The sequence below is a fragment of the Streptomyces sp. AM25 genome (assembly GCF_058146165.1).
This window is the reverse complement of the sequence record NZ_JBKIWN010000027.1, coordinates 36,424-55,215: the sequence shown is the minus strand read 5'-3', so window position 1 is coordinate 55,215 and position 18,792 is coordinate 36,424. Positions and strand designations below refer to the sequence as shown.

The 18,792-nt window shown below is 72.8% G+C and carries 23 protein-coding genes; 10 read left to right on the top strand and 13 right to left on the bottom strand.

Annotation, left to right across the window (positions count from 1 at the left end; translation table 11 throughout):
- Positions 1-8 precede the first annotated feature (8 nt).
- Genes ACLHRZ_RS29680 through ygfZ form a run of 3 tightly spaced genes read left to right on the top strand, consistent with a single transcriptional unit; the run spans position 9 to position 2,482 of the window.
- Entirely contained in the window at positions 9-1,034 is a 1,026-nt protein-coding gene (locus ACLHRZ_RS29680; protein WP_490421643.1) for an ABC transporter substrate-binding protein, read from the top strand.
- A gap of 19 nt (positions 1,035-1,053) precedes the next feature.
- Positions 1,054-1,491 (top strand): Fur family transcriptional regulator, encoded by a 438-nt coding sequence (locus ACLHRZ_RS29675; RefSeq protein ID WP_490421642.1) that lies wholly within the window; start codon positions 1,054-1,056, stop codon positions 1,489-1,491.
- A 10-nt stretch (positions 1,492-1,501) separates the two neighbouring features.
- The gene (gene ygfZ / locus ACLHRZ_RS29670) at positions 1,502-2,482 is read left to right on the top strand and encodes a CAF17-like 4Fe-4S cluster assembly/insertion protein YgfZ (RefSeq protein WP_490421641.1); all 981 of its coding nucleotides are present in this window, start codon (positions 1,502-1,504) and stop codon (positions 2,480-2,482) included.
- A 120-nt stretch (positions 2,483-2,602) separates the two neighbouring features.
- Here the strand turns inward: ygfZ and dtd are convergent, their stop codons facing one another.
- On the bottom strand, positions 2,603-3,028 hold the full coding sequence (gene dtd, locus ACLHRZ_RS29665) for a D-aminoacyl-tRNA deacylase (protein ID WP_490421640.1): 426 nt from the start codon (positions 3,026-3,028) through the stop codon (positions 2,603-2,605).
- Positions 3,029-3,158: 130 nt separating this feature from the next.
- Here dtd and ACLHRZ_RS29660 point away from each other — a divergent pair, with 130 nt between their 5' ends.
- The 3 genes from ACLHRZ_RS29660 to ACLHRZ_RS29650 all read left to right on the top strand — a co-directional run bounded on the left by ACLHRZ_RS29660 (position 3,159) and on the right by ACLHRZ_RS29650 (position 5,809).
- Complete coding sequence (locus ACLHRZ_RS29660) at positions 3,159-3,734, top strand: RsiG family protein (protein ID WP_490421639.1); 576 nt, start codon at positions 3,159-3,161, stop codon at positions 3,732-3,734.
- A 78-nt stretch (positions 3,735-3,812) separates the two neighbouring features.
- On the top strand, positions 3,813-5,078 hold the full coding sequence (locus ACLHRZ_RS29655) for a GNAT family N-acetyltransferase (RefSeq protein WP_490421638.1): 1,266 nt from the start codon (positions 3,813-3,815) through the stop codon (positions 5,076-5,078).
- A gap of 101 nt (positions 5,079-5,179) precedes the next feature.
- Positions 5,180-5,809 carry an NADPH-dependent FMN reductase gene (locus tag ACLHRZ_RS29650; RefSeq protein ID WP_490421637.1) on the top strand — a complete coding sequence of 210 codons (630 nt, stop codon included), beginning with the start codon at positions 5,180-5,182 and terminating at the stop codon, positions 5,807-5,809.
- 7 nt (positions 5,810-5,816) lie between these two features.
- Here ACLHRZ_RS29650 and ACLHRZ_RS29645 read toward each other — a convergent pair whose 3' ends face one another.
- The 10 genes from ACLHRZ_RS29645 to ACLHRZ_RS29600 all read right to left on the bottom strand — a co-directional run bounded on the left by ACLHRZ_RS29645 (position 5,817) and on the right by ACLHRZ_RS29600 (position 13,563).
- A complete protein-coding gene (locus tag ACLHRZ_RS29645; protein ID WP_490421636.1) occupies positions 5,817-6,227 on the bottom strand; it encodes a VOC family protein in 411 nt (136 codons plus the stop codon).
- A 59-nt stretch (positions 6,228-6,286) separates the two neighbouring features.
- Positions 6,287-6,682, bottom strand: coding sequence for a helix-turn-helix domain-containing protein (locus ACLHRZ_RS29640; protein WP_490421635.1), 396 nt, complete (start codon positions 6,680-6,682; stop codon positions 6,287-6,289).
- A 7-nt stretch (positions 6,683-6,689) separates the two neighbouring features.
- Positions 6,690-7,151 (bottom strand): pyridoxamine 5'-phosphate oxidase family protein, encoded by a 462-nt coding sequence (locus ACLHRZ_RS29635; protein WP_490421634.1) that lies wholly within the window; start codon positions 7,149-7,151, stop codon positions 6,690-6,692.
- A 79-nt stretch (positions 7,152-7,230) separates the two neighbouring features.
- The gene (locus ACLHRZ_RS29630) at positions 7,231-7,824 is read right to left on the bottom strand and encodes a hypothetical protein (RefSeq protein ID WP_490421633.1); all 594 of its coding nucleotides are present in this window, start codon (positions 7,822-7,824) and stop codon (positions 7,231-7,233) included.
- Positions 7,825-7,869: 45 nt separating this feature from the next.
- Positions 7,870-8,136, bottom strand: coding sequence for a hypothetical protein (locus ACLHRZ_RS29625; protein ID WP_490421632.1), 267 nt, complete (start codon positions 8,134-8,136; stop codon positions 7,870-7,872).
- A gap of 105 nt (positions 8,137-8,241) precedes the next feature.
- Entirely contained in the window at positions 8,242-9,327 is a 1,086-nt protein-coding gene (locus ACLHRZ_RS29620; RefSeq protein WP_490421631.1) for an ADP-ribosylglycohydrolase family protein, read from the bottom strand.
- 127 nt (positions 9,328-9,454) lie between these two features.
- On the bottom strand, positions 9,455-10,144 hold the full coding sequence (locus tag ACLHRZ_RS29615) for a response regulator (RefSeq protein ID WP_490421630.1): 690 nt from the start codon (positions 10,142-10,144) through the stop codon (positions 9,455-9,457).
- On the bottom strand, positions 10,141-11,448 hold the full coding sequence (locus ACLHRZ_RS29610; protein ID WP_490421629.1) for a sensor histidine kinase: 1,308 nt from the start codon (positions 11,446-11,448) through the stop codon (positions 10,141-10,143). The genes ACLHRZ_RS29615 and ACLHRZ_RS29610 overlap by 4 nt, the downstream gene beginning before the upstream one ends.
- 10 nt (positions 11,449-11,458) lie before the next feature.
- Entirely contained in the window at positions 11,459-12,622 is a 1,164-nt protein-coding gene (locus ACLHRZ_RS29605) for an acyltransferase family protein (RefSeq protein WP_490421628.1), read from the bottom strand.
- Positions 12,623-12,627: 5 nt separating this feature from the next.
- Positions 12,628-13,563, bottom strand: coding sequence for an alpha/beta hydrolase (locus ACLHRZ_RS29600; protein WP_490421627.1), 936 nt, complete (start codon positions 13,561-13,563; stop codon positions 12,628-12,630).
- 162 nt (positions 13,564-13,725) lie between these two features.
- On the opposite strand from ACLHRZ_RS29600, the gene ACLHRZ_RS29595 reads away from it, so the two are divergent.
- The 4 genes from ACLHRZ_RS29595 to ACLHRZ_RS29580 all read left to right on the top strand — a co-directional run bounded on the left by ACLHRZ_RS29595 (position 13,726) and on the right by ACLHRZ_RS29580 (position 15,644).
- A complete protein-coding gene (locus ACLHRZ_RS29595) occupies positions 13,726-14,184 on the top strand; it encodes a nuclear transport factor 2 family protein (protein WP_490421626.1) in 459 nt (152 codons plus the stop codon).
- Between the two features lie 69 nt (positions 14,185-14,253).
- Positions 14,254-14,655, top strand: coding sequence for a helix-turn-helix domain-containing protein (locus tag ACLHRZ_RS29590; protein ID WP_490421625.1), 402 nt, complete (start codon positions 14,254-14,256; stop codon positions 14,653-14,655).
- 18 nt (positions 14,656-14,673) lie between these two features.
- Complete coding sequence (locus tag ACLHRZ_RS29585) at positions 14,674-15,222, top strand: hypothetical protein (RefSeq protein ID WP_490421624.1); 549 nt, start codon at positions 14,674-14,676, stop codon at positions 15,220-15,222.
- Positions 15,223-15,302: 80 nt separating this feature from the next.
- Positions 15,303-15,644, top strand: coding sequence for a DUF2516 family protein (locus ACLHRZ_RS29580; RefSeq protein ID WP_490421623.1), 342 nt, complete (start codon positions 15,303-15,305; stop codon positions 15,642-15,644).
- Between the two features lie 185 nt (positions 15,645-15,829).
- Here ACLHRZ_RS29580 and ACLHRZ_RS29575 read toward each other — a convergent pair whose 3' ends face one another.
- A complete protein-coding gene (locus tag ACLHRZ_RS29575; protein WP_490421622.1) occupies positions 15,830-17,071 on the bottom strand; it encodes a PP2C family protein-serine/threonine phosphatase in 1,242 nt (413 codons plus the stop codon).
- Positions 17,072-17,541: 470 nt separating this feature from the next.
- Positions 17,542-18,615, bottom strand: a complete 1,074-nt coding sequence (locus ACLHRZ_RS29570; protein WP_490421621.1) for a C40 family peptidase — start codon at positions 18,613-18,615, stop codon at positions 17,542-17,544.
- Positions 18,616-18,792 lie beyond the last annotated feature (177 nt).

Sequence of the window (18,792 nt, the reverse complement as noted above, 5' to 3'; positions counted from 1 at the left end):
AGGACCTCATGCGCGCCCCTCGTACCGCCGTTGCCCTGTTCGCCGCGTTCGCCCTGACGGGGTGCGGCGCGAAAGTGACCGAAGGCGCGGACGACAACTCCGCGAAGGCCTCCGGCCGTTATCCCGTCACGATCGAGAACTGCGGCGTGAAGACCACGTACGACAAGGCGCCTCAGCGGGTCGTGACGAACGACGTCAACATGGCCGAGATCATGTTCGCGCTCGGCCTGGAGGACCACATGGCGGGCTACGTGGCGCCGGACTACAAGGGCGGCCGAATCGCCGAAAGAACAGTGCCGTGGAAGAACGGCTACAGCACGGTCAAACAGCTCTCCAATAAGGAGATCACCAAGGAGCTCGTCCTGGACGCCAAGGCCGACTGGGTCTTCGCCGGCTGGAACTACGGCTTCGGCGAGGGCAGCGGCTTCACGCCCGACGCACTGAAGAAACTCGGCGTCGGCTCGTACGTGCTCACCGAGTCCTGCCACAACGGCGGGAGCAGCAAGGCACGCGGCGTGATGCCCCCGCTGGAGGCGCTCTACACCGACCTGGAGAACCTGGGCAGGATCTTCGACGTGGAGGACCGGGCCGCGAAGCTGATCGCGGACTCCAAGAAGCAGGTCGCCGAAGCGCAGGCGCAGCTGCCGCAGGACGGCAGCCGGCCGAAGGTCTTCCTCTACGACAGCGGCCAGGACAAGCCGACGACGGCGGGCGCGTTCGCCGCTCCGCACGACATCATCGCCAAGGCCGGCGGCGAGAACGTGATGAAGGACCTGAAGGACTCGTGGACGGAGGTCGGCTGGGAGACCGTCGTCGAGCGCCGGCCGGACGTCATCGTGATCAACAACTACGGGGACGTGAGCGCCGAGCAGAAGAAGAAGTTCCTGACGTCCTACCCGCCGCTGGCGGACGTCCCGGCCGTCAAGAACGGCCGCATCTTCGTGCTGGACTACGTCGACCTGGTCGAGAGCCCGCGCAACCCGGCGGCGGTCGCCGCCCTGGCCGGATATCTGAAGGGGGTACGCGGCCGGTGAAGCCTCCTAGACTGGAGGCGTGGTGGACACCGACTGGCAGAGCGACCTCCGTAAGCGCGGCTACCGGCTGACCCCGCAGCGCCAGCTCGTCCTGGAGGCGGTCGACCGTCTCGAGCACGCGACGCCGGACGACATCCTGACCGAGGTCCGCAAGACCGCGGGCGGGGTGAACATCTCGACGGTCTACCGGACGCTGGAGCTGCTGGAGGAGCTGGGGCTGGTCAGCCATGCCCACCTCGGGCACGGCGCGCCGACCTACCACCTGGCCGACCGGCACCACCACATACACCTCGTGTGCCGTGACTGCACGGAGGTGATCGAGGCCGACCTGTCGGTGGCCGCGGACTTCACCGCGAAGCTGCGCGAGGACTTCGGCTTCGACACCGACATGAAGCACTTCGCGATCTTCGGCCGGTGCACACAGTGCGCCGCGAAGGAGTCCCCCGAGGCGCCGTAGGCTTGAGATCATGCTGCTTCCATCGAAGAGCCCTCTGCTGTCGCTGCCCGGCGCCGTCCCCGCCGAGGGCCCGGACGAAGGCGTCGCCGCACACTACGGCGACCTGTTCCGCGAGCAGCGCTCGCTCGCCGGCGGGTCCGGTTTCGTCGACCTCTCGCACCGCGGGGTCCTCACGGTCACCGGCCCGGACCGGCTGAGCTGGCTGCACCTGCTGCTCACCCAGCACGTGAGCGAACTGCCGCCCGGCCATGCGGCCGAGGCGCTGGTCCTCTCGCCGCACGGTCACATCGAGCACGCGCTGTACCTGGTCGACGACGGGGAGACGACCTGGGCCCACGTGGAGCCCGGGACCCAGGAGGCGCTGATCGCCTACCTGGAGAGCATGAAGTTCTTCTACCGGGTCGACGTCGCCGACCGGACCGCGGACATCGCCGTCGTGCACCTGCCCGCCGGCTCGATCGCCGAGGCGGACGCCGACGTGGTGGTGCGGGAGACGCCGCACGGGCGCGACCTCTTCCTGCCGCGCGAGCGGCTGGAGGCGTTCGCCGGGGCACACGGCCCCGCGGCGGGCGTCCTCGCCCTTGAAGCCCTGCGGGTCGAGGCGCACCGGCCCCGGCTCGGCCTGGAGACCGACCACCGCACCATCCCGCACGAGCTGGGCCTGATCGGTGTGGCCGTCCACCTGCAGAAGGGCTGCTATCGCGGCCAGGAGACGGTGGCCCGCGTCCACAACCTGGGGAAGCCGCCGCGACGGCTGGTCTTCCTGCACCTGGACGGGAGCGGGGTGACCCTGCCGGGCCACGGGGCAGCCGTGCGGCTGGCTTCGGACGGACCGGAGGGCCGCCAGCTGGGCTTCGTCACGACCTCGGCCCGCCACCACGAGCTCGGGCCGATCGCCCTGGCCCTGGTCAAGCGAAACGTGCCGCTGGACGCGGCGCTCCTCGTGGGGGAGGGCACGGCGGCGTCACAGGAGGTCGTGGTCGAGCCGTAGCGCCCCGTAAAGGGGCGCGGGGAACTGCGCGATCAGCCACCCACCGGCCCGCACCCGTCGTCGCACGGGTGCGGGCCGTCTCCGGTTACTCGCGCAGTTCCCCGCGCCCCTTCGGGGCGCTCAGACCTCCACCAGCACCGTGAACGGCCCATCGTTCGTCAGGGCCACCTTCATGTCAGCGCCGAAGCGCCCGGTCTCCACGTGGGCGCCCAGCGCCCGGAGTTGCGCGACGACCTCGTCCACCAACGGCTCGGCCACCCCGCCGGGGGCCGCCGCGTTCCACGTGGGCCGGCGCCCCTTGCGCGCGTCACCGTAAAGCGTGAACTGGGAGATCACCAGCAGCGGCGCCCCCACGTCCGAACAGGACTTCTCGTCCTCCAGCACCCGCAGGGACCACAGCTTGCGGGCCAGTTGCGCCGCCTTCGCCGCCGTGTCGTCGTGCGTCACCCCGACGAGCACGCACAGCCCGGCTCCGACGATTTCGCCGACCACCTCGCCGTCCACGACGACGCTCGCCCCGTTCACCCTCTGCACCACAGCACGCATACCGACCATGATGCCTCGTACGGCGACAGGGCCGTTCGGGTGGCGAGACCCTGCGCGGGGGGCGCGCTCGGTGGCACGATGCGTGCAGGCGGTGCTCCATGCGCGCCGCCCCAGGGGCCCTAGGGGACGGATGGCGGCCATGACGACACGCAAGGCACTGGACACCACGGCAGTGGACACGGCGGGCGCCCTGCGCAACGCCCTCGCGCCCCGGCCCCCGAGCCAGCGCTCGGGCAGGCTGGCGGACGTCGGCCTCGCGGAGCTGCGGACGCGGCTCCGCGACGCGCAGCGGGAGGAGGCGGATCTCAGCTACGTGCGCCGGCTGCTCCAGGGCCGTGTCGACATCCTGCGCGCCGAGCTGTCCCGCCGCTCTGCACCGGGTTCGCCCGTCGTGGAGCGGCTGCCGGAGATCCTCGCGGACAGCCCTTCCGCGCACCGCTCGTCCGCCCGGCACGTGCGGCTGGGCACGCCGGTCGGCGACGAGTACCGGCAACTGGCCGAGGAGATGCTCTCCGAGGTGGGACTCTCGGACCCGGAGGCCCGGACCGAGCAGGAGCTGCGCGAGGGGATGGCGCGGCTGGCCGGGTACGAGCGGCAGGTGTCGGCCCGTCGCCGCCTGCTGCAGCAGACCGCGGACGACTGCGGTGCGGAGATCGCGCGCCGGTACCGCGACGGCGAGGCGCAGGTGGACGATCTCCTCACGTGACCATGGGCGTGTGAGCGCCGTGTGGCGGCCAGGAAAATTGGCGTGCGGGCGATGTGGGGCCACCCCTAGCGTGCCTCCATGAGCCCTGTGAGTCCTCGCCCGGCCCACCCATCGATCCGCACGCTCGACGACTCCGACCTGCCCGACTGGCTGCGCGTCATGCGCACCGGCTTCCTCAGGCCGCCTGTGGTGCCCAAGGAGGAGGTGGAGATACGCCTGGCGGGCATGGACCTGGGCCGTACACAGGGCGCATTCGACGACGGGCGCTGCGTGGCCACGTTCCGCAGCTTCGCGCAGCGGATCTCCGTGCCGGGCGGCGCGTCCGTGCCCGCGAACGCGGTCTGCAACGTCACCGTCGCACCGACGCACCGCAGGCGCGGCCTGCTCGGCACGATGATGGAGCGCGACCTGCGGGCCGCCAAGGAGCGCGGCGACGCCGCGGCCACGCTGATCTCCGCCGAGTACCCGATCTACGGGCGCCACGGCTTCGGCCCGGCCACCTGGGTCACCGAGTGGGAGGTGGAGACGGCCCGCACCGGGCTCTCCGGCCGCTACGCGGGCCCGGAGTGCGGCGGCCGCGTCGACCTCGTCGACGGCGCCGCCGTCCGCGAGCTCGGCCCCGCCCTGCACGAGCGGCTGCGGACGCTGCGGCACGGCGCCGTCGACCGGGCCGAGCGCTGGTGGCGGTTCGCCACGGGCGACCTGCCGCGGCACGGCTTCACCTGGACCGAGCCGTTCTACGCGGTGTACCGCTCGCCCGAGGGGCGCGTCGACGGCCTGGTCGCCTACACCGGCGACGACGTCTGGGAGGCCAAGCGCCCGCTGTGCTCGGCCGGCGTGCGCGACCTCGTGGCCGTCTCCCCCGCTGCGGAGCGCGCCCTGTGGCACTTCCTGCTGACGATCGACTGGGTCACCAAGGTCACCACGGGCCTGCGCGCCCCCGACGACCTGCTCCCGCTGCTGCTGCCGGACCCGCGGGCGGCCCGGGTGCTCACCCACGCGGACTTCCTGTGGCTGCGCCCGCTCGACGTGCCGGCCCTGCTGGCCGCCCGCACCTACGCCTGCCCCGGCTCGCTCGTCCTGGAGGTCGCCGACCCGCAGGGCCTGGCCGGCGGGCGCTGGCTGCTGGAGGCCGGGCCGGACGGCGCGAGCTGCACGCCCACCCGGCGCCCGGCCGAACTGGTGCTGGGGGTGGGCGACTTGGGGGCGCTGTACCTCGGTGACGAGTCCGTGCTGCGGCTGGCCGCGCTGGGCCGGGTCGCGGAGGAGAGCCCGGGGGCGGCCGCCCGCGCGGAGCCGGTGCTGCGCACGGCGGCGCGGCCGTGGTGCCCGGACATCTTCTGACGGGCGCGGCAGGACACGGCCGGACTTGACCTCAACCTTTGTTGAGGTTGAAGGCTTCTCCCCGTACCGCTTCACGCCACGACACGGGGAGAAGACCCTTCATGTCCTCCGCATCCTCCGCACCCTCCATGCCCGTCACGTCCGAGCGCCCCTACCGCCTCGCCGTCATCGTCTCCTCCACGCGTGAGGGCCGCTTCGGCCCCACGGTGGCCAACTGGCTCGCCCTGCAGACCGCGCAGCGCGACGACGTCGAGACCGACGTCATCGACCTCGCCGACCACCCGCTGCCGGCCAGCCTCAGCCGCGATCCCGGCCCGGAGGACGCCGCCGCCCTCGCCGCCGTGACACCGCGCCTGGCCGGGGCGGACGCCTTCGTCGTCATCACCCCCGAGTACAACCACAGTTACCCCGCCTCCCTGAAGCAGCTCATCGACTGGCACTACACCCAGTGGCAGGCCAAGCCCGTGGCCTTCGTCTCCTACGGCGGACTCTCCGGCGGTCTGCGCGCCGTGGAGCACCTGCGCCCGGTCTTCGCCGAGCTGCACGCGGTGACCATCCGCGAGACGGTCAGCTTCCACAGCCCCTGGGGCAAGCTGGACGGCTCCGGCCGCCACCTGGACGAGGCGGCCGGCCAGTCCGCGGCCGGGGCGGCCAAGGTGCTGCTCGACCAGCTCGGCTGGTGGGCCCTGGCCCTGCGCGAGGCGCGGACGAAGCGCCCGTACGGCGCCTGAACGCCCGTCAGCCGAGCGGCTGGGTGAACCGGATGCGGTTGCCGAAGGGGTCCCGCAGCCCGCAGTCGATCCCGTACGGGCGCTCCGTCGGCCCCTCGGTGAACTCGACGCCCCGGGCGAGCAGGGTCTCGTAGGTCTTGCGGCAGTCGTTTGTGGTGAAGATGAGCCAGCCGCCCATCGCCCCCTTGGTCACCAACTCGCGGACCTGCTGGGCCGTCTCCTCGGACATCGCCGGGGCGCCGGGCTTCTCCAGCAGGATCTGCCGGCCGGGCTCGCCGGGGACGGAGACGGTGAGCCACCGCATGAACCCGAGGGGCACGTCGGCGGCCACCTCCAGGCCGAGCTTGCCGACGTAGAAGTCGAGGGCCTCGTCCTGGTCGAGGACGTATATCTGCGATTGCGTGATGGCGTTGAACATGTGCATCAGCCTAGGAGCCCCCGCAGCCGCAAAACTTCTCCGAAACTGCTCGAGCCGCTCTAACTGCTGGGCCGCGTCCATGCCATGGCAAAGCAGTTGGGCACGTGCACGGTGGCCGGCGTCCGCTTGCGGTACTCCCGCGGGGAGTGCCCCACGATGTCGCGGAACGTCCGGCTGAACGTCCCGAGACTGCCGAACCCGACCTCGAAACAGATCTCGGTGACCGGCCGCCGGGTCTCCCGCAGCAGGAACATGGCCCGCTCGACCCGCCGCCGCTGCAGGTACCGGTGCGGCGTCTCCCCGAAGGCGGCCCGGAAGGTGCGGGTGAAGTGCGCCTCGGAGACGTGCGCGATCCGCGCGAGCGCGGGAACGTCGAGGGGCTGCGCATAGGCCCGGTCCATCGCGTCCCGGGCGCGCAGCAGACGGCGGTTGGACTCCTCGACGGCGCGGCTCACGGGACCATCAGACCACGGTCCACACCCCGTCGCGCATCAGGTGCCGGCCGGGGAGCTCGTGCTCCTCGTGCCAGGCCTGCACGGCGTGCGGGACGACCCTGAAGTAGGCATACGACCGGCCGCTGTTGCGGGGATCCCACCCCGTCCGCTCCGCGAACGCGTCCGCCGCCCGGCCCGGCACCTCGCCCGCGGCGAAGGCCTCCACCGTGCCGTCGATGAGCACGACGTCCCGCGTGTGCCCGAACGCGAGCCGGGCGCGGCCCGCGTTCCGGAGGTTGCGGCCTGTCGGGTTGGTGGCACGGGTGGCCAGCCAGAGCGCCTCGCCGTGCCACACGAACCACAGCGGCACCAGACACGGCACACCGTCGGCATCGGCCGAGGCGACCCAGACGTCCAGCTCGCTGCGCAGCCGCTCCAGCACGTCGCGCTTGCGCTGCGCAGGGGCGCGGGGCGGTTCGACGATCTTCATGGACGGTGACGCTACCGGCGCGGGGGCCGCCGCGCCTGGGGCCGCGGACGTAGGGCCGGGGGCCGAAGCCCCCGGTCCGCTACTCCTCGCCGAAGAGTTCCTCGGCCTGGCCGACCACGAAGGCACGGTCCAGCCATCGGCCCAGGGCGTCCAGGTCGCTGCACGCGGTGACCCGCTCCCGGACGGCGGCCTCGACGGGGATTCCGCGGTTCTCCAGCACCCGCAGAACGATTTGCACCCGCTCCTTCACCTGACCCTCGGCCTTGGCTTCGAGGTACATCTCCTCGAAGATCGTGCCGCGGCCGGGGAAGTAGGTGCCTCCCGGGGGAATGTAGGTGCCTGGCATCAGTTTCCTCCAGATGTCTCTCGCCGGGGTGTCCCCCAGGCCGATCTCCACCAGCTCCGAGTAGTACAGGGCCGTATCCTGGTCGGCCGTCCGCAGCGCACACGCCAGCGCTTCCAGTATGGCCGGAGCGTCCCTGTTGCTGCCATGTGTCATAGCCGAGAAGGCCGCCAGCGCCAGGTCCCGGGCGGCCTCTTCCTGATCGGTGATCAACGGGATGTTGCCGGGCCCCAGAACCAGCGGATGCAGGGTGAGCGCGGTCCAGCCCTCCGGACCCAGCCGGAAGGGCCCGGCCGCCCAGCCGGCGGTGGCCCGGTCCTGGCAGATCACCAGCAGCAGCGCCGGGCAGCCGTACTTCGCTTTCAGGTAGGAGACCTAGTACGCCCAGCTGGCCTCCTTCGCCCGGTCACGGCACCCCTGCGCCTCGATGGCCAGCAGAAAACCATTGCCGTCGGGCGGCTCGATGCGCAGCACGCTGTCCACGCGCCGCTCCAGCGGACGGATCTCCGTGACATCCGCCGTGAGCACCTCGACGGCCGCCTTGACCGGCAGCGGCACGCCGAGGATCCGGAACACCGGGGCAAGGATCTCAGGACGGTCCTGGAAGATCCGGTGTGATGCCTCGTGAGGCGAAGTCACCATGGTCCGACATTAGGACTGCAGCCGAAAACACCTTCCGGCCGCGCGGCAAACGGTCATCCGTCCGGGTGAAGACGGAGCGAATTGCCAACACCGAGGCAGACAAGGTCAATTGTGCGGGTAGCGCTCGGCAGGAAAGACCGGCCGGCCGTGGGAGTGGAAGGCGTACGAGAGGTCGTCGGCCAACTCCGCTACGACCGCGCGGCCTTCGGTCTGCGCCAGCCAGTACGGCGGGAGGGCCGCGTCGCCGTGCAGGGCGCCGAGGAGGTTGCCGCAGAGGGAGCCGGTGGAGTCGCTGTCGCCGGAGTGGTTGACGGACAGCAGGAGGGCCTCGGCCACGGAGCCGGGGTGCGGGTGGGCGAGCGCGGCGTACACGGCGATGGCGAGGGCCTCTTCGGCGATCCAGCCGCCGCCGAGCGTCTCGGCCTTCTCGGGCGTGGGCGCGCCGTCGGCGGCCAGCGCGAGGGCCGCGCGCAGCGCCGCCGTCGTCTCCTCGTGGCCGGGGAAGCGGGCCAGCAGCTCCAGGGCTCTGAGCACGGAGCCCTCCAGGGAGTCGCCCTCCAGCAGATGCCGCACGATCGCGGCGAACGCACCGGCCGCGTAGTACCCGGTGGGGTGCCCGTGCGTGATCTGCGCGCAGCGGGCGGCCAGGTCGAAGGCCTCGGCGGCGGACGCGCCGGTGAGCCCGAAGGGCGCCGAGCGCATGACCGTTCCGCAGCCCTTGGACTGCGAGTTGACGGGCCCGGGGGTGCCGTCGAGGGGGCGGTGCGGGTCGGGGACGTGGGTGTGCTGCAGCCCGGACAGGCAGGCGTTGCCGGGCGCCCGGCGCGCGTACAGCCACGGCTGGCGGCGCAGCCACCCGTCCGCCGCGGGCGGCGGGGCGGGGTGGTTCTGGGTCTCCAGCCAGCGGAGGTAGGCGTTGCGGACGGCCCCGGTGGCCGCGCCCGGCGTCTCCCGGGCGCGGATGAGCCCCTCGGCGGTGAAGAGGGTCATCTGCGTGTCGTCGGTGACCCGCCCGACGACCCCGTCCCCCTCGGGCACCAGCCCGGTGATCCCGGCCGCACCGTAAGTGCCGCGGATCGCGGGCAGGGAGAGGAACTCGATCGGATTGCCGAGGGCATCACCGATCGCACCCCCGAGCAGACAGCCGCGGATGCGGGCGCGGAGGGTGTCGGTGGGCACGATGCGGTTCACGGAGAGTTCCTCTTCGTCGGGGTTTCTTCAGGCCTGTACGGCCAGTGTTGCCGCAGGTATTCAACATCGCCGCGGCGGCTGCAAAGCACCCCCGAAACCGAATCCCACAGGCCCCCTCGGCGCCCCCTCAGTACCCCGTCGGCCGCACCAGCCCCGTCTCGTACGCGAAGACCGCCGCCTGCGTCCGGTCCCGCAGCCCCAGCTTGCCCAGGATGCGGCCGACGTGGGTCTTCACCGTCTGCTCCGCCACGACCAGCCGCCCGGCGATCTCCCCGTTCGACAGCCCCTGGGCGATCAGGACCAGCACCTCGGTCTCGCGCTCCGTCAGGCCCGCCGCGCGCTGCCCGACCGGGGTGCGCACGGCGGAACCGGCCGTCACCCGGGAGAACTCGGCGATCAGCCGCTTCGTGATGTTCGGCGCGAGCAGCGCCTCGCCGGCCGCCACCACCCGTACCGCCTGGGCGAGTTCCGCGGCCGACGCGTCCTTCAGCAGGAAGCCGGACGCGCCCGCGCGCAGCGCCTCGTACACGTACTCGTCCAGGTCGAAGGTGGTCAGGATCAGCACCTTCACCGTCGCGCCGGCCGGGGCCGTGACGCGGCGCGTCGCCTCGATGCCGCCGAGGCCGGGCATCCGGATGTCCATCAGGACGACGTCGGGGGCCAGTTCGGCGACCTTGGCGACGGCGTCGAGCCCGTCCACCGCCTGGCCGACCACCTCGATGCCGGGCTCGGCGTCGAGCAGCACCGTGAAGCCCTGGCGGACCATCATCTGGTCGTCGGCGATCAGTACGCGGATGGGCGGCGGTTCATGGGTCATGGAACGTCCCTCATAGGAGCGGCTGAGTCGGGCAGGATCGCGGTCACTTCCCAGCCGCCCTCGGGCGTGGGTCCGACGGCCAGTTCGCCGCCCAGCATCGTGGTGCGCTCGCGCATGCCGAGCAGGCCGTGCCCGGCGCCCGCCGAAAGCGAAGCGGCCCGGCCCGGTGCGGAGTTGGTGACGCGGACCGTGACCCCGGTGGCCCCGTACCCGGTCTCGACGCGCACCTCCGCCCCCGGCGCGTGCCGCATCGCGTTGCTGAGCGCCTCCTGCACGATGCGGTACGCCGACAGCTCGACGCCGGGCGGCAGCGGGCGCCGCTCGCCGGTCGTCCCCGCGGTGACGGTGAGCCCTGCCGCGCGCACGTTCTCGATCAGCTCCCCGAGTTGGTCGAGGGTGGGCTGCGGGGCGTGCCGCACGCCGTCCGGCACGGCGTCCTCGGAGCGCAGGACGTCCAGGACGCGGCGCAGTTCGGCGAGGGCCTCGACGGCGTTCTCGCGGATGCCCGCGACGTTCTCGCGCAGCGCGTCGGAGGGGTCGTCGACCAGGTGGGGGGTGACCTGCGCCTGGATCGAGACGACCGACATGTGATGGGCGACGACGTCGTGCAGCTCGCGCGCGATCCTGTTGCGCTCCTCCAGCCGGGTGCGCCGGGCCCGTTCCCCGGCGGTGAGCTCCTCCTGGACGACCAGCTGGGACCGGGCCACGCGGCGGGCGCGCACGAGGGCGCCGACCAGGGTCGTTCCCGTCAGGGCCGCGAAGGCGAGGCGGACGTCGTCGTAGCGGCCCCACATCTCGAACGGGCCGCAGGCCAGCGGCGTCACCAGCGAGATCACCAGCGCCTCGAACGCGGCCCGGGGACGGCACCGCAGTGCCACCAGGAACAGCAACCAGGCCTGCACCAGGAGTCCGTCGCCGGTCCAGGGGAACAGCGTGTGGACGTCGCGGTCGATGTGCGTCGCCACCGCGGCCGTGACCACGACGGCCGTCGACGCCCACCACGCCTGGAGCGGACGGAACACCGCGACGACGAACGCCGCAGCCTGGACCCCGCCGAGCAGCAGGCCGACGTGGGCGCCGAGTCCGTACCCGTATCCGTAGTCGCGCTGGAGGACGATCCACAGGAGGAACCCGATCAGCACCAGCGGCGGCATGAACGCCGGCCACCAGTTCTGCCAGCGCGGCCTCCTGGCCCCGGCCGGCAGCGGTTCGTCCGCCTCCGCCCACAAGTCCTCGCGCAGCGCCCCCGGCACCGCCCGCAGGGCGCGCGCGAAACGCCGCCCCACCCCGTCCCCCGTTTTCACATCCGTCACTTTAGGCACGCCGCGCCCCTGCCGGCCGGGCGGGATGCACCCGGTGGACGGTCGGTTCGGCCACGGGCCGCCGCCGCTGCTCGTACCCCCGGAACGCGGCCCAGCAGATCAGCAGCACCAGCGCGAACACCGGCAGCCAGGCCAGCCGGGCGAGCACCCAGACCGCGCCGTCGGGCACCGTGTGCAGCCCCGGCAGCGGGTGCCCCGCGAGCAGGCCGGCCGCGGTGACCGCCATCATCGCGGTCTGGTGCCAGAGGAAGACCGTCATCGCCGAGAGGTTGACCAGCGCCACCACCGCCCACGCGGCGGGCCGCGCGAGCGCCCGGCGCAGCGGGCCGCGCAGCAGCAGCGCCGCTCCGCACTGGGCGAGCCCGAAGGTGACGGCGGCCAGGGTCGGCGGGTCGAGGTTGGATATCGCGGCGCCGGGCACCCCGACCATGGAGGCGGGGTAGCCGCCCCACAGGACCAGGCCGGCCGTGCCGGCGGCGCCGCCGAGCAGCAGCGCCCACCCGGTCGCCCGGCTCTGCAGGCCGCCGCGCGCCCAGGCCGCGCCCAGGCAGTACGGGACGAGCCAGCCCGCGGCCACGTTGATCCAGCCGGTCCAGGCCGGGCCGCCGTGGCCGAACCGGTACAGGTCGACGTACAGCACGACGGCCAGCGGCCACAGCGGGTGCAGCCGGGCGACCAGCGGGGTCGCGGCCGTCAGCCCGGCAAAGACCAGCAGGAACCACAGGGGCGAGAGCACGAGCTTGAGGAGCGTGTGCAGGGTGTCCGCGTCCACCCCGGCGGCGAGCATCGCCACCGCCGCCACGCCCCACACCGCCAGGACGGCGGCGACCGGCCGGAACAGCCGCACCCACCTGCCGCCCAGCCACTGCCCGTACGTCGTACCGCGGGCCCGGGCGGAGGCGTGGCTCTGCGCACCGACCTGGCCGCCGACGAGGAAGAAGACCGCGAGGGTCTGGAACACCCAGGAGACCGGGGTGAGTTCGGGCAGGTACGCGAGCGGGCTGGCGCCGTGCACCGTGCCGCTGTCGGCGACCAGGGCCGTCACCAGCCAGTGGCCGAGCACCACGCCCAGGATGGCGAACGCCCGCAGGGCGTCGACGGCCCGGTCGCGGCCGGGCGGGGTTGCCGATTCGATTCGCTGCACCCATCCATGCATGGCGGCTACGCCCCTTCCACGATCCGGGCGATGTTTTTCAGGGATATGGATCCGGGCTTCAGGTAGTCGCTGTGACCGCCGTCGCCCGCGTCGAAGATCCGGGCGCCGAACTCCTTCGACACCGGGTCCGTGCCGAACCCGACGGTGGCGAAGGGGAGTTCGAGCCGGACGTGCGGCACCTCGGCGATCCAGTCGTCCGCGCCGCGCCCCGCCCAGACGGTTGCCGGGGTGTGCAGCTGACGGACGCTGCCGGCGCCGGTGCCGGGGCTGCCGTACAGCACGATGTCGGCGACCTGCAGGCCCGGGGCGGCGCGGCCGCAGACGACGGAGCCGTAGGAGTGGCAGAGGAGCGCGATCCGGGCGCCGGGCCTGGCGTGCGTCAACTCACCCGCGAATGCGCGGAGTCCGGCCGCGGCGTCGTCCGCTCGGCCCGCCGTCGTGACCGCCGGACTCACCGTGCCCGGCGTCCGGTAGCCGAGCCAGGCCACCACCGCGGCCCGGGAGCCGCCGAGTTGCCGCCGGAGGGCGACGGCCCCGGACCGGAAGCGCTCGTAGGTGTCGAGGCTGGTGTCCGACCCCGGTACGAGCACGGCGACGCGCTCGGCGCGGGACAGGTCGCCGAAGACCTCGGCGGTCCGCCCGCCGTCGCGCCCGTCGAAGGAGAGGAACTGCCGCGCCGTCCCGGCCATGGCGTGCAGCTCGGCGGCCCGGCGACGGTCGCCGTGGTCCGCGGCCGCGCGCTCGGCGGCCCGGACGCCCTCACGGCTGGCGGCGTAACGCGCTTGCAGAGCCGTCGAGTCGGCGGAGGCGAGCGGCGCGACGGCGGACGGATCGGGCGCGGGCGCCGGGACGGCCGCGGGGCGGGCCACGCCGGAGACCGGCACGGCCACGGACGCGGCGACGAGCGCGGCGATCAGGCCGCGGCGCAAACGGGTGAGCATGGACAGGACGTTAGGAATCCGGCACCCTCGCCGGCGTCACACCGGGGAGCCCACTTGGCCTGTAGCTCCCAGGTACTAGGGGTAGGGGGGCGGGTCGGCCCGTACGGGTCCACGGCAGACTGGCGGCGCATCGAAAGCCGACCGCCCCGCCCGGAGGAGACCATGTCCGCATCCGCCCCCGTACCGAGCCATCGGGCCGTCGAGAACCTGATCGCGCGGTACGCCGAGCTCGTGGACGACGGCGATTTCGCTGGCCTCGGCGCCCTTCTCGCCGACGCCGCCTTCACGGGTGGCGGCGAACCCGTAAGAGGGCGGGACGCCATCGAGAGGATGTTCCGGGACACCCTGATCGTCTACGCCGACGGCACACCGCGAACGCAGCACGTCACGACCAACGTCGCCGTCGAGGTCGACGAACAGGCGGACACGGCGGTCTCGCGTTCGTATGTCACCGTGCTGCAGGCGCTGCCCGGCCTGCCGCTGCAGACCATCGCCGGGGGCCGGTACCACGACCGTTTCGAGCGCCGCGACGGGCAGTGGCGCTTCGTGGAGCGACGGGTCCGCATCAACCTCGTCGGCGATGTGAGCCGCCATCTGCGCCAGGCCGCCGCAGAGCTGTAGCTCTCCTTGCACGCACTTTTGCAAGCGGGCTGCTTGCAAAAGTTAGCAAGGTACGGCAGCATCGCAGACATGGCCTCACTCAACGTCGGCAACCTCGGCGAGTACCTCCGCGAGCAGCGGCGCACCGCGCAGCTGACCCTGCGGCAGCTCGCCGACGCCGCCGGAGTGTCCAATCCGTACCTCAGCCAGATCGAGCGCGGCCTGCGCAAGCCGAGCGCCGAGATCCTGCAGCAGCTCGCCAAGGCGCTGCGGATCTCCGCCGAGACGCTGTATGTGCAGGCCGGGATCCTCGACGAGCGGGACCGTGAAGAGGCCGAGGTCCGCAGCGTGATCCTCGCCGACCCGTCGATCAACGAGCGGCAGAAGCAGGTGCTGCTGCAGATCTACGAGTCCTTCCGCAAGGAGAACGCCGCCGAGGCGGAGAACGACCGTCCGGGCGCCGGCCCGGGCGAGACCACACCTTCCAGCTGACCCCGGGAGATCATCGCCATGGCCATCACCACCCAGGACATCCGCAAGACGGCCACCAACGCCGGTTACGCGGCCGCCGGTGCCGCCGACCTCACCGCGGAGACGATCGGCCGGCTCGTCGCCGAGGCGCCGGAGCGTTTCGAGCAGCTGCGCAACACCGACCCGAAGGCCGTGCAGGAGCGCGTGACCAAGGGTGCCAAGGGGGCGCAGGCGCAGGTCAGCGCCAAGTTCACCGAGATCGCCGGGTCGATCGACACCGACGTCAAGAAGGTGGGCCAGCAGGTCCAGGACCTCGTGCTGGGCGGGGTCGGGCAGGCCGTGAGCCTGGCCGCCGCGGCCGGCGACGGCTACGGGAAGCTGACCGCTCGCGGCCGCGAGGCCGTGAAGACGTGGCGGGGCGAGGACGGTTCCGAGGCGCCCGTCTCGGAGACCCCGGTGGCCGTCGAGCCGGCTGCCGCCGACAACGGTGCCGCCGCCCAGGAGACCGACGCCGAGCCGAAGCCGGCGGCCGCCCGGCGGACGACCACGGCCACGCGCAAGCCTGCCGCCAAGAAGACCGAGGGCTGAGCGGCCCGGCCGGCCGTGCAGTTCCCCGCGCCCCTCACGGGGGCGCGGGCCTGTACGGTGGACCGTACGGAGGTGGCGGCATGCTCGTCGAAGGCTTCAACGAGATTCTCTACTGGGTGTCGGTCGGTCTGCTGGTCTTCACGGTGGTCGCGTTCCTGGACGCCACGATCCGCCGCGAGGACGCCTATCGCGCGGCGGACAAGCAGAGCAAGGGCTTCTGGCTGATCATCCTCGGCATCGCGGTGGCCGTGAACCTCTTCCTCGGGATCATGTCGTTCCTGCCGATCCTCGGACTGATCGCCACCATCGTCTACGTCGTGGACGTGCGCCCGGCGCTCAAGCAGGTCTCGGGCGGCCGCGGCCCCCGCCGCCGCGGCTCCAGCTCCGACGGGCCGTACGGGCCCTACAACGGCGGACGTTAGGGCCTGTCCGATGGGTCAGCACAGGCTCCGCGACGCCTGACACGGCACCTCCCCGCGTTGTCGCATCACCCGAGTACGCCCAGTACGCAGGTAATGCTCCGCCTTGCGATGCTCCCCCAGCTACCGCTGGGAGGTGCCCCCAGCACCAGACGCCGCAGGACCCGCACCGACCCACCGGACACGCCCTAATCCCGGTCGAGCAGCAGCACGGCCAGGTCGTCCGTCAACTCCTCGCCGTTCAGGGCGCGTACCTCGGCGACGATCGCGTCCAGCAGTTCCTCGCCGGCCAGTCCCTCCTTGACCTGGCGGGTCACCAGCTCCGTCATGCCCTCCTGGCCCAGCCGCCGTGCGCCGGCGCCGACCCTGCCCTCGATCAGCCCGTCCGTGTAGAGCAACAGGCTCCAGGCGTCGCCGAGTTCGACCCGGCGGTGCGGCCAGCGCGCCTGCGGGAGCAGGCCGAGCGCGGGGCCGCCGCCCTCCTGCGGCAGCAGGCCCGGGGCCAGGCCGGGGCGCACCAGCAGCGGGGCCGGGTGACCGGCCAGGCAGAGGCCCGCCGAGCGCCCGTCCGGCGCCATGTCGACGGTGCACAGCGTCGCGAAGATCTCCTCGTCGGCGCGCTCGTGCTCCAGCACCTGCTGGAGCGTGCCGAGCAGCTCGTCGCCGCACAGCCCCGCGAACGTCAACGCCCGCCACGCTATGCGCAGTTCGACACCGAGGGCGGCCTCGTCCGGGCCGTGGCCGCAGACGTCGCCGATCATCACGTGCACGGTGCCGTCGGGCGTGCGGACCGTGTCGTAGAAGTCGCCGCCGAGCAGCGCCCGGCTGCGGCCGGGCCGGTAGCGGGCGGCGAACCGCAGGCCGGATCCGGCCAGCAGCGGGGTCGGCAGCAGGCCGCGCTCCAGCCGGGCGTTCTCCTGGGCGCGCAGCCGCGACTCGGTCAGCTGCCGCTGCGCCAGGTCCGCGCGCTTGCGCTCCACGGCGTACCGGATGGCCCGGCTGAGCACCCGGCCGTCGAGCTCGTCGCGGAAGAGATAGTCCTGCGCCCCGACCCGCACGGCCTCGGCCGCGCGCTCGGCGTCGGCCTCGGCGGTCAGCGCCAGGACGGCCTGGCGCGGGGCGAGGCGCAGCACGTGGCGCAGGATGGCCAGTTCCTCGGGCGGCCCGACGGGCGCACCCTCCGGGAGGCCGACGGCCGGCAGGGCCAGGTCGAGCAGGATGCAGTGGACGTCGTCGGTGAGCAGCCGCTCCGCCTCGGTGAGGTTGCGGGCGGTGCGGATGCGGACGGGGCGGCCCGCGGAGCACGTGGTCTCCGCCATCGCGGGGACCGAGAGCGAGCCCGTGGGGTCGTCCTCGATCACGAGCAGCGTCAGTCCGCCCTCGGGCAGCACGACGGAGGGCTCCGCCTGCCTCTGCGCGGGTACGGACATCACTCGGTTTCCTTCTCTCCCCCCGCGGGCACGGCGCTCCGCCGACGGGCGGCACCGGACGTGACCCTAGCGCCAGGGCCCGGGCGAACGGAATGGTACGGAGCCATCCGCCTCTGTCATATGCCCACGCCAAGGACCCTTTCGGCCGCATAACGATGCGGACATGACATGACCAGGGTCACGCGGGACGAGCGTCCGCTCAGGCTTCCGTCTCGTTCCGTGGACGTCGGGCGGAGCCGGTGCTAGGGCGTGTCCGGTGGGTCGGTGCGGGTCCTGCGGCGTCTGGTGCTGGGGGCACCCCCAGCGGTAGCTGGGGGAGGATCGCAAGGCGGAGCATTACCCGCGTACTGGGCGTACTCGGGTGATGCGACAACGCGGCGAGGCACCGTGCCTGGGGGCACCTCCTGGGGGCACCCCCAGCGGTAGCTGGGGGAGCGTCACAGGGCCCGTACCGACCCACCGGACACGCCCTAACCCGGCCGCACCACCCCGAGGACCGGCATCGAGCCCGCGCCCGTCGTCGTCACCTGCCGCCCGGGGCGCGGCGCGTGCACGATCATGCCGTCGCCCACGTACATCCCCACGTGGCTGGCGTCGGCGAAGTAGATGACCAGGTCGCCGGGGCGCATGTCCTTGACGTCCACCCGGGGCAGCTGCCGCCACTGCTCCTGCGAGGTGCGCGGTATCGCGTGCCCGGCCGCGGCCCAGGCCTTGAGGGTCAGGCCCGAACAGTCGTAGGTGTCCGGGCCCTCGGCACCCCAGACGTAGTCCTTGCCGATCTGCGCTGTCGCAAAATCGACGGCCTGCCGGCCGTCGGAGCTCGCCGCGCCGGAGCCCGTGAGCGCACCGCCCTGCCCGGCCAGCCACTTCTGCTGCGCCTGCCGGGCCTGCTCCTCCTCCAGCTGCCGCAGCCGCTCCCGCTCCTTCTCCTGCAGCCGGGACTCCAGCTCCTTGGCGGCCGCCAGGCGGGACTCGATCTCCTTCTTCGCGTCCTCCTTCTCCCGGCGGTCGGCGTCGAGCCGCTCCCGGCGCTCGTCGGCGGCCTTGGCGTACCGGTCGAGCTCGGCGCGGGCGGCGGTCTGCTCGGCGATCAGGTCGCGGGTGGCCTGCTGGCCCTTGCGGAGCAGGGAGACGCCGTTGAAGAAGGCGTCGGGCGAGGGGGCGAAGAACAGCTGGGCCTGCGGCGACATCCCGCCGTTGCGGTACTGGGCCCGGGCCAGGGCGCCGGCCTGGTCCTTCAGCCGGTCCAGGCGCTGCTGCGCCTCGGTCAGGGCTCGGGTGATGTCGGCGACGGACTTCTCCTGGAGGCGCTGCTGGGCGCTCGCCGCGTTGTACGCGTCGGTGGCCGCCTCGGCCTGCCGGTACAGGGTCTCCACCTGTTGGTGGACGTCCTCCAGGGACGGGGCCGGAGGGCTCGGCTCGGCGTACGCCCCGGGCGCGGCCAGCGCGAGGAGCGTCCCCGCCGCACACACGAGCGCGGTGGCGGTGGCGACCCGCCTGCCACGGCCCGCCCCTCCGTCCGACCGCAGTCCAGGAACCCGCACAGGACACCTCCGCGACTTCGACCCCGCGTCTGACTCTCCGTCACTCGAAGTTCGGATCGTGCCACGGCTGCCTGGAATGGAACAGAGACGTGGGTCACACTTCGTGAGGAACCAGCCGCGAACCCGGCCACCACCCTGATGGCCGAGGTTCACCCTCCGTTCACTCACACCCATCGA

Coding starts and splice junctions, on each gene's coding strand:
- ACLHRZ_RS29680 (WP_490421643.1), top strand. CDS start 9: ATGCGCGCCCCTCGTACCGCCGTTGCCCTGTTCGCCGCGTTCGCCCTG.
- ygfZ (WP_490421641.1), top strand. CDS start 1,502: ATGCTGCTTCCATCGAAGAGCCCTCTGCTGTCGCTGCCCGGCGCCGTC.
- dtd (WP_490421640.1), bottom strand. CDS start 3,028: ATGCGTGCTGTGGTGCAGAGGGTGAACGGGGCGAGCGTCGTCGTGGAC.
- ACLHRZ_RS29660 (WP_490421639.1), top strand. CDS start 3,159: ATGGCGGCCATGACGACACGCAAGGCACTGGACACCACGGCAGTGGAC.
- ACLHRZ_RS29655 (WP_490421638.1), top strand. CDS start 3,813: ATGAGCCCTGTGAGTCCTCGCCCGGCCCACCCATCGATCCGCACGCTC.
- ACLHRZ_RS29650 (WP_490421637.1), top strand. CDS start 5,180: ATGTCCTCCGCATCCTCCGCACCCTCCATGCCCGTCACGTCCGAGCGC.
- ACLHRZ_RS29645 (WP_490421636.1), bottom strand. CDS start 6,227: ATGTTCAACGCCATCACGCAATCGCAGATATACGTCCTCGACCAGGAC.
- ACLHRZ_RS29635 (WP_490421634.1), bottom strand. CDS start 7,151: ATGAAGATCGTCGAACCGCCCCGCGCCCCTGCGCAGCGCAAGCGCGAC.
- ACLHRZ_RS29625 (WP_490421632.1), bottom strand. CDS start 8,136: ATGGTGACTTCGCCTCACGAGGCATCACACCGGATCTTCCAGGACCGT.
- ACLHRZ_RS29615 (WP_490421630.1), bottom strand. CDS start 10,144: ATGACCCATGAACCGCCGCCCATCCGCGTACTGATCGCCGACGACCAG.
- ACLHRZ_RS29605 (WP_490421628.1), bottom strand. CDS start 12,622: ATGCATGGATGGGTGCAGCGAATCGAATCGGCAACCCCGCCCGGCCGC.
- ACLHRZ_RS29600 (WP_490421627.1), bottom strand. CDS start 13,563: ATGCTCACCCGTTTGCGCCGCGGCCTGATCGCCGCGCTCGTCGCCGCG.
- ACLHRZ_RS29595 (WP_490421626.1), top strand. CDS start 13,726: ATGTCCGCATCCGCCCCCGTACCGAGCCATCGGGCCGTCGAGAACCTG.
- ACLHRZ_RS29590 (WP_490421625.1), top strand. CDS start 14,254: ATGGCCTCACTCAACGTCGGCAACCTCGGCGAGTACCTCCGCGAGCAG.
- ACLHRZ_RS29585 (WP_490421624.1), top strand. CDS start 14,674: ATGGCCATCACCACCCAGGACATCCGCAAGACGGCCACCAACGCCGGT.
- ACLHRZ_RS29580 (WP_490421623.1), top strand. CDS start 15,303: ATGCTCGTCGAAGGCTTCAACGAGATTCTCTACTGGGTGTCGGTCGGT.
- ACLHRZ_RS29575 (WP_490421622.1), bottom strand. CDS start 17,071: ATGTCCGTACCCGCGCAGAGGCAGGCGGAGCCCTCCGTCGTGCTGCCC.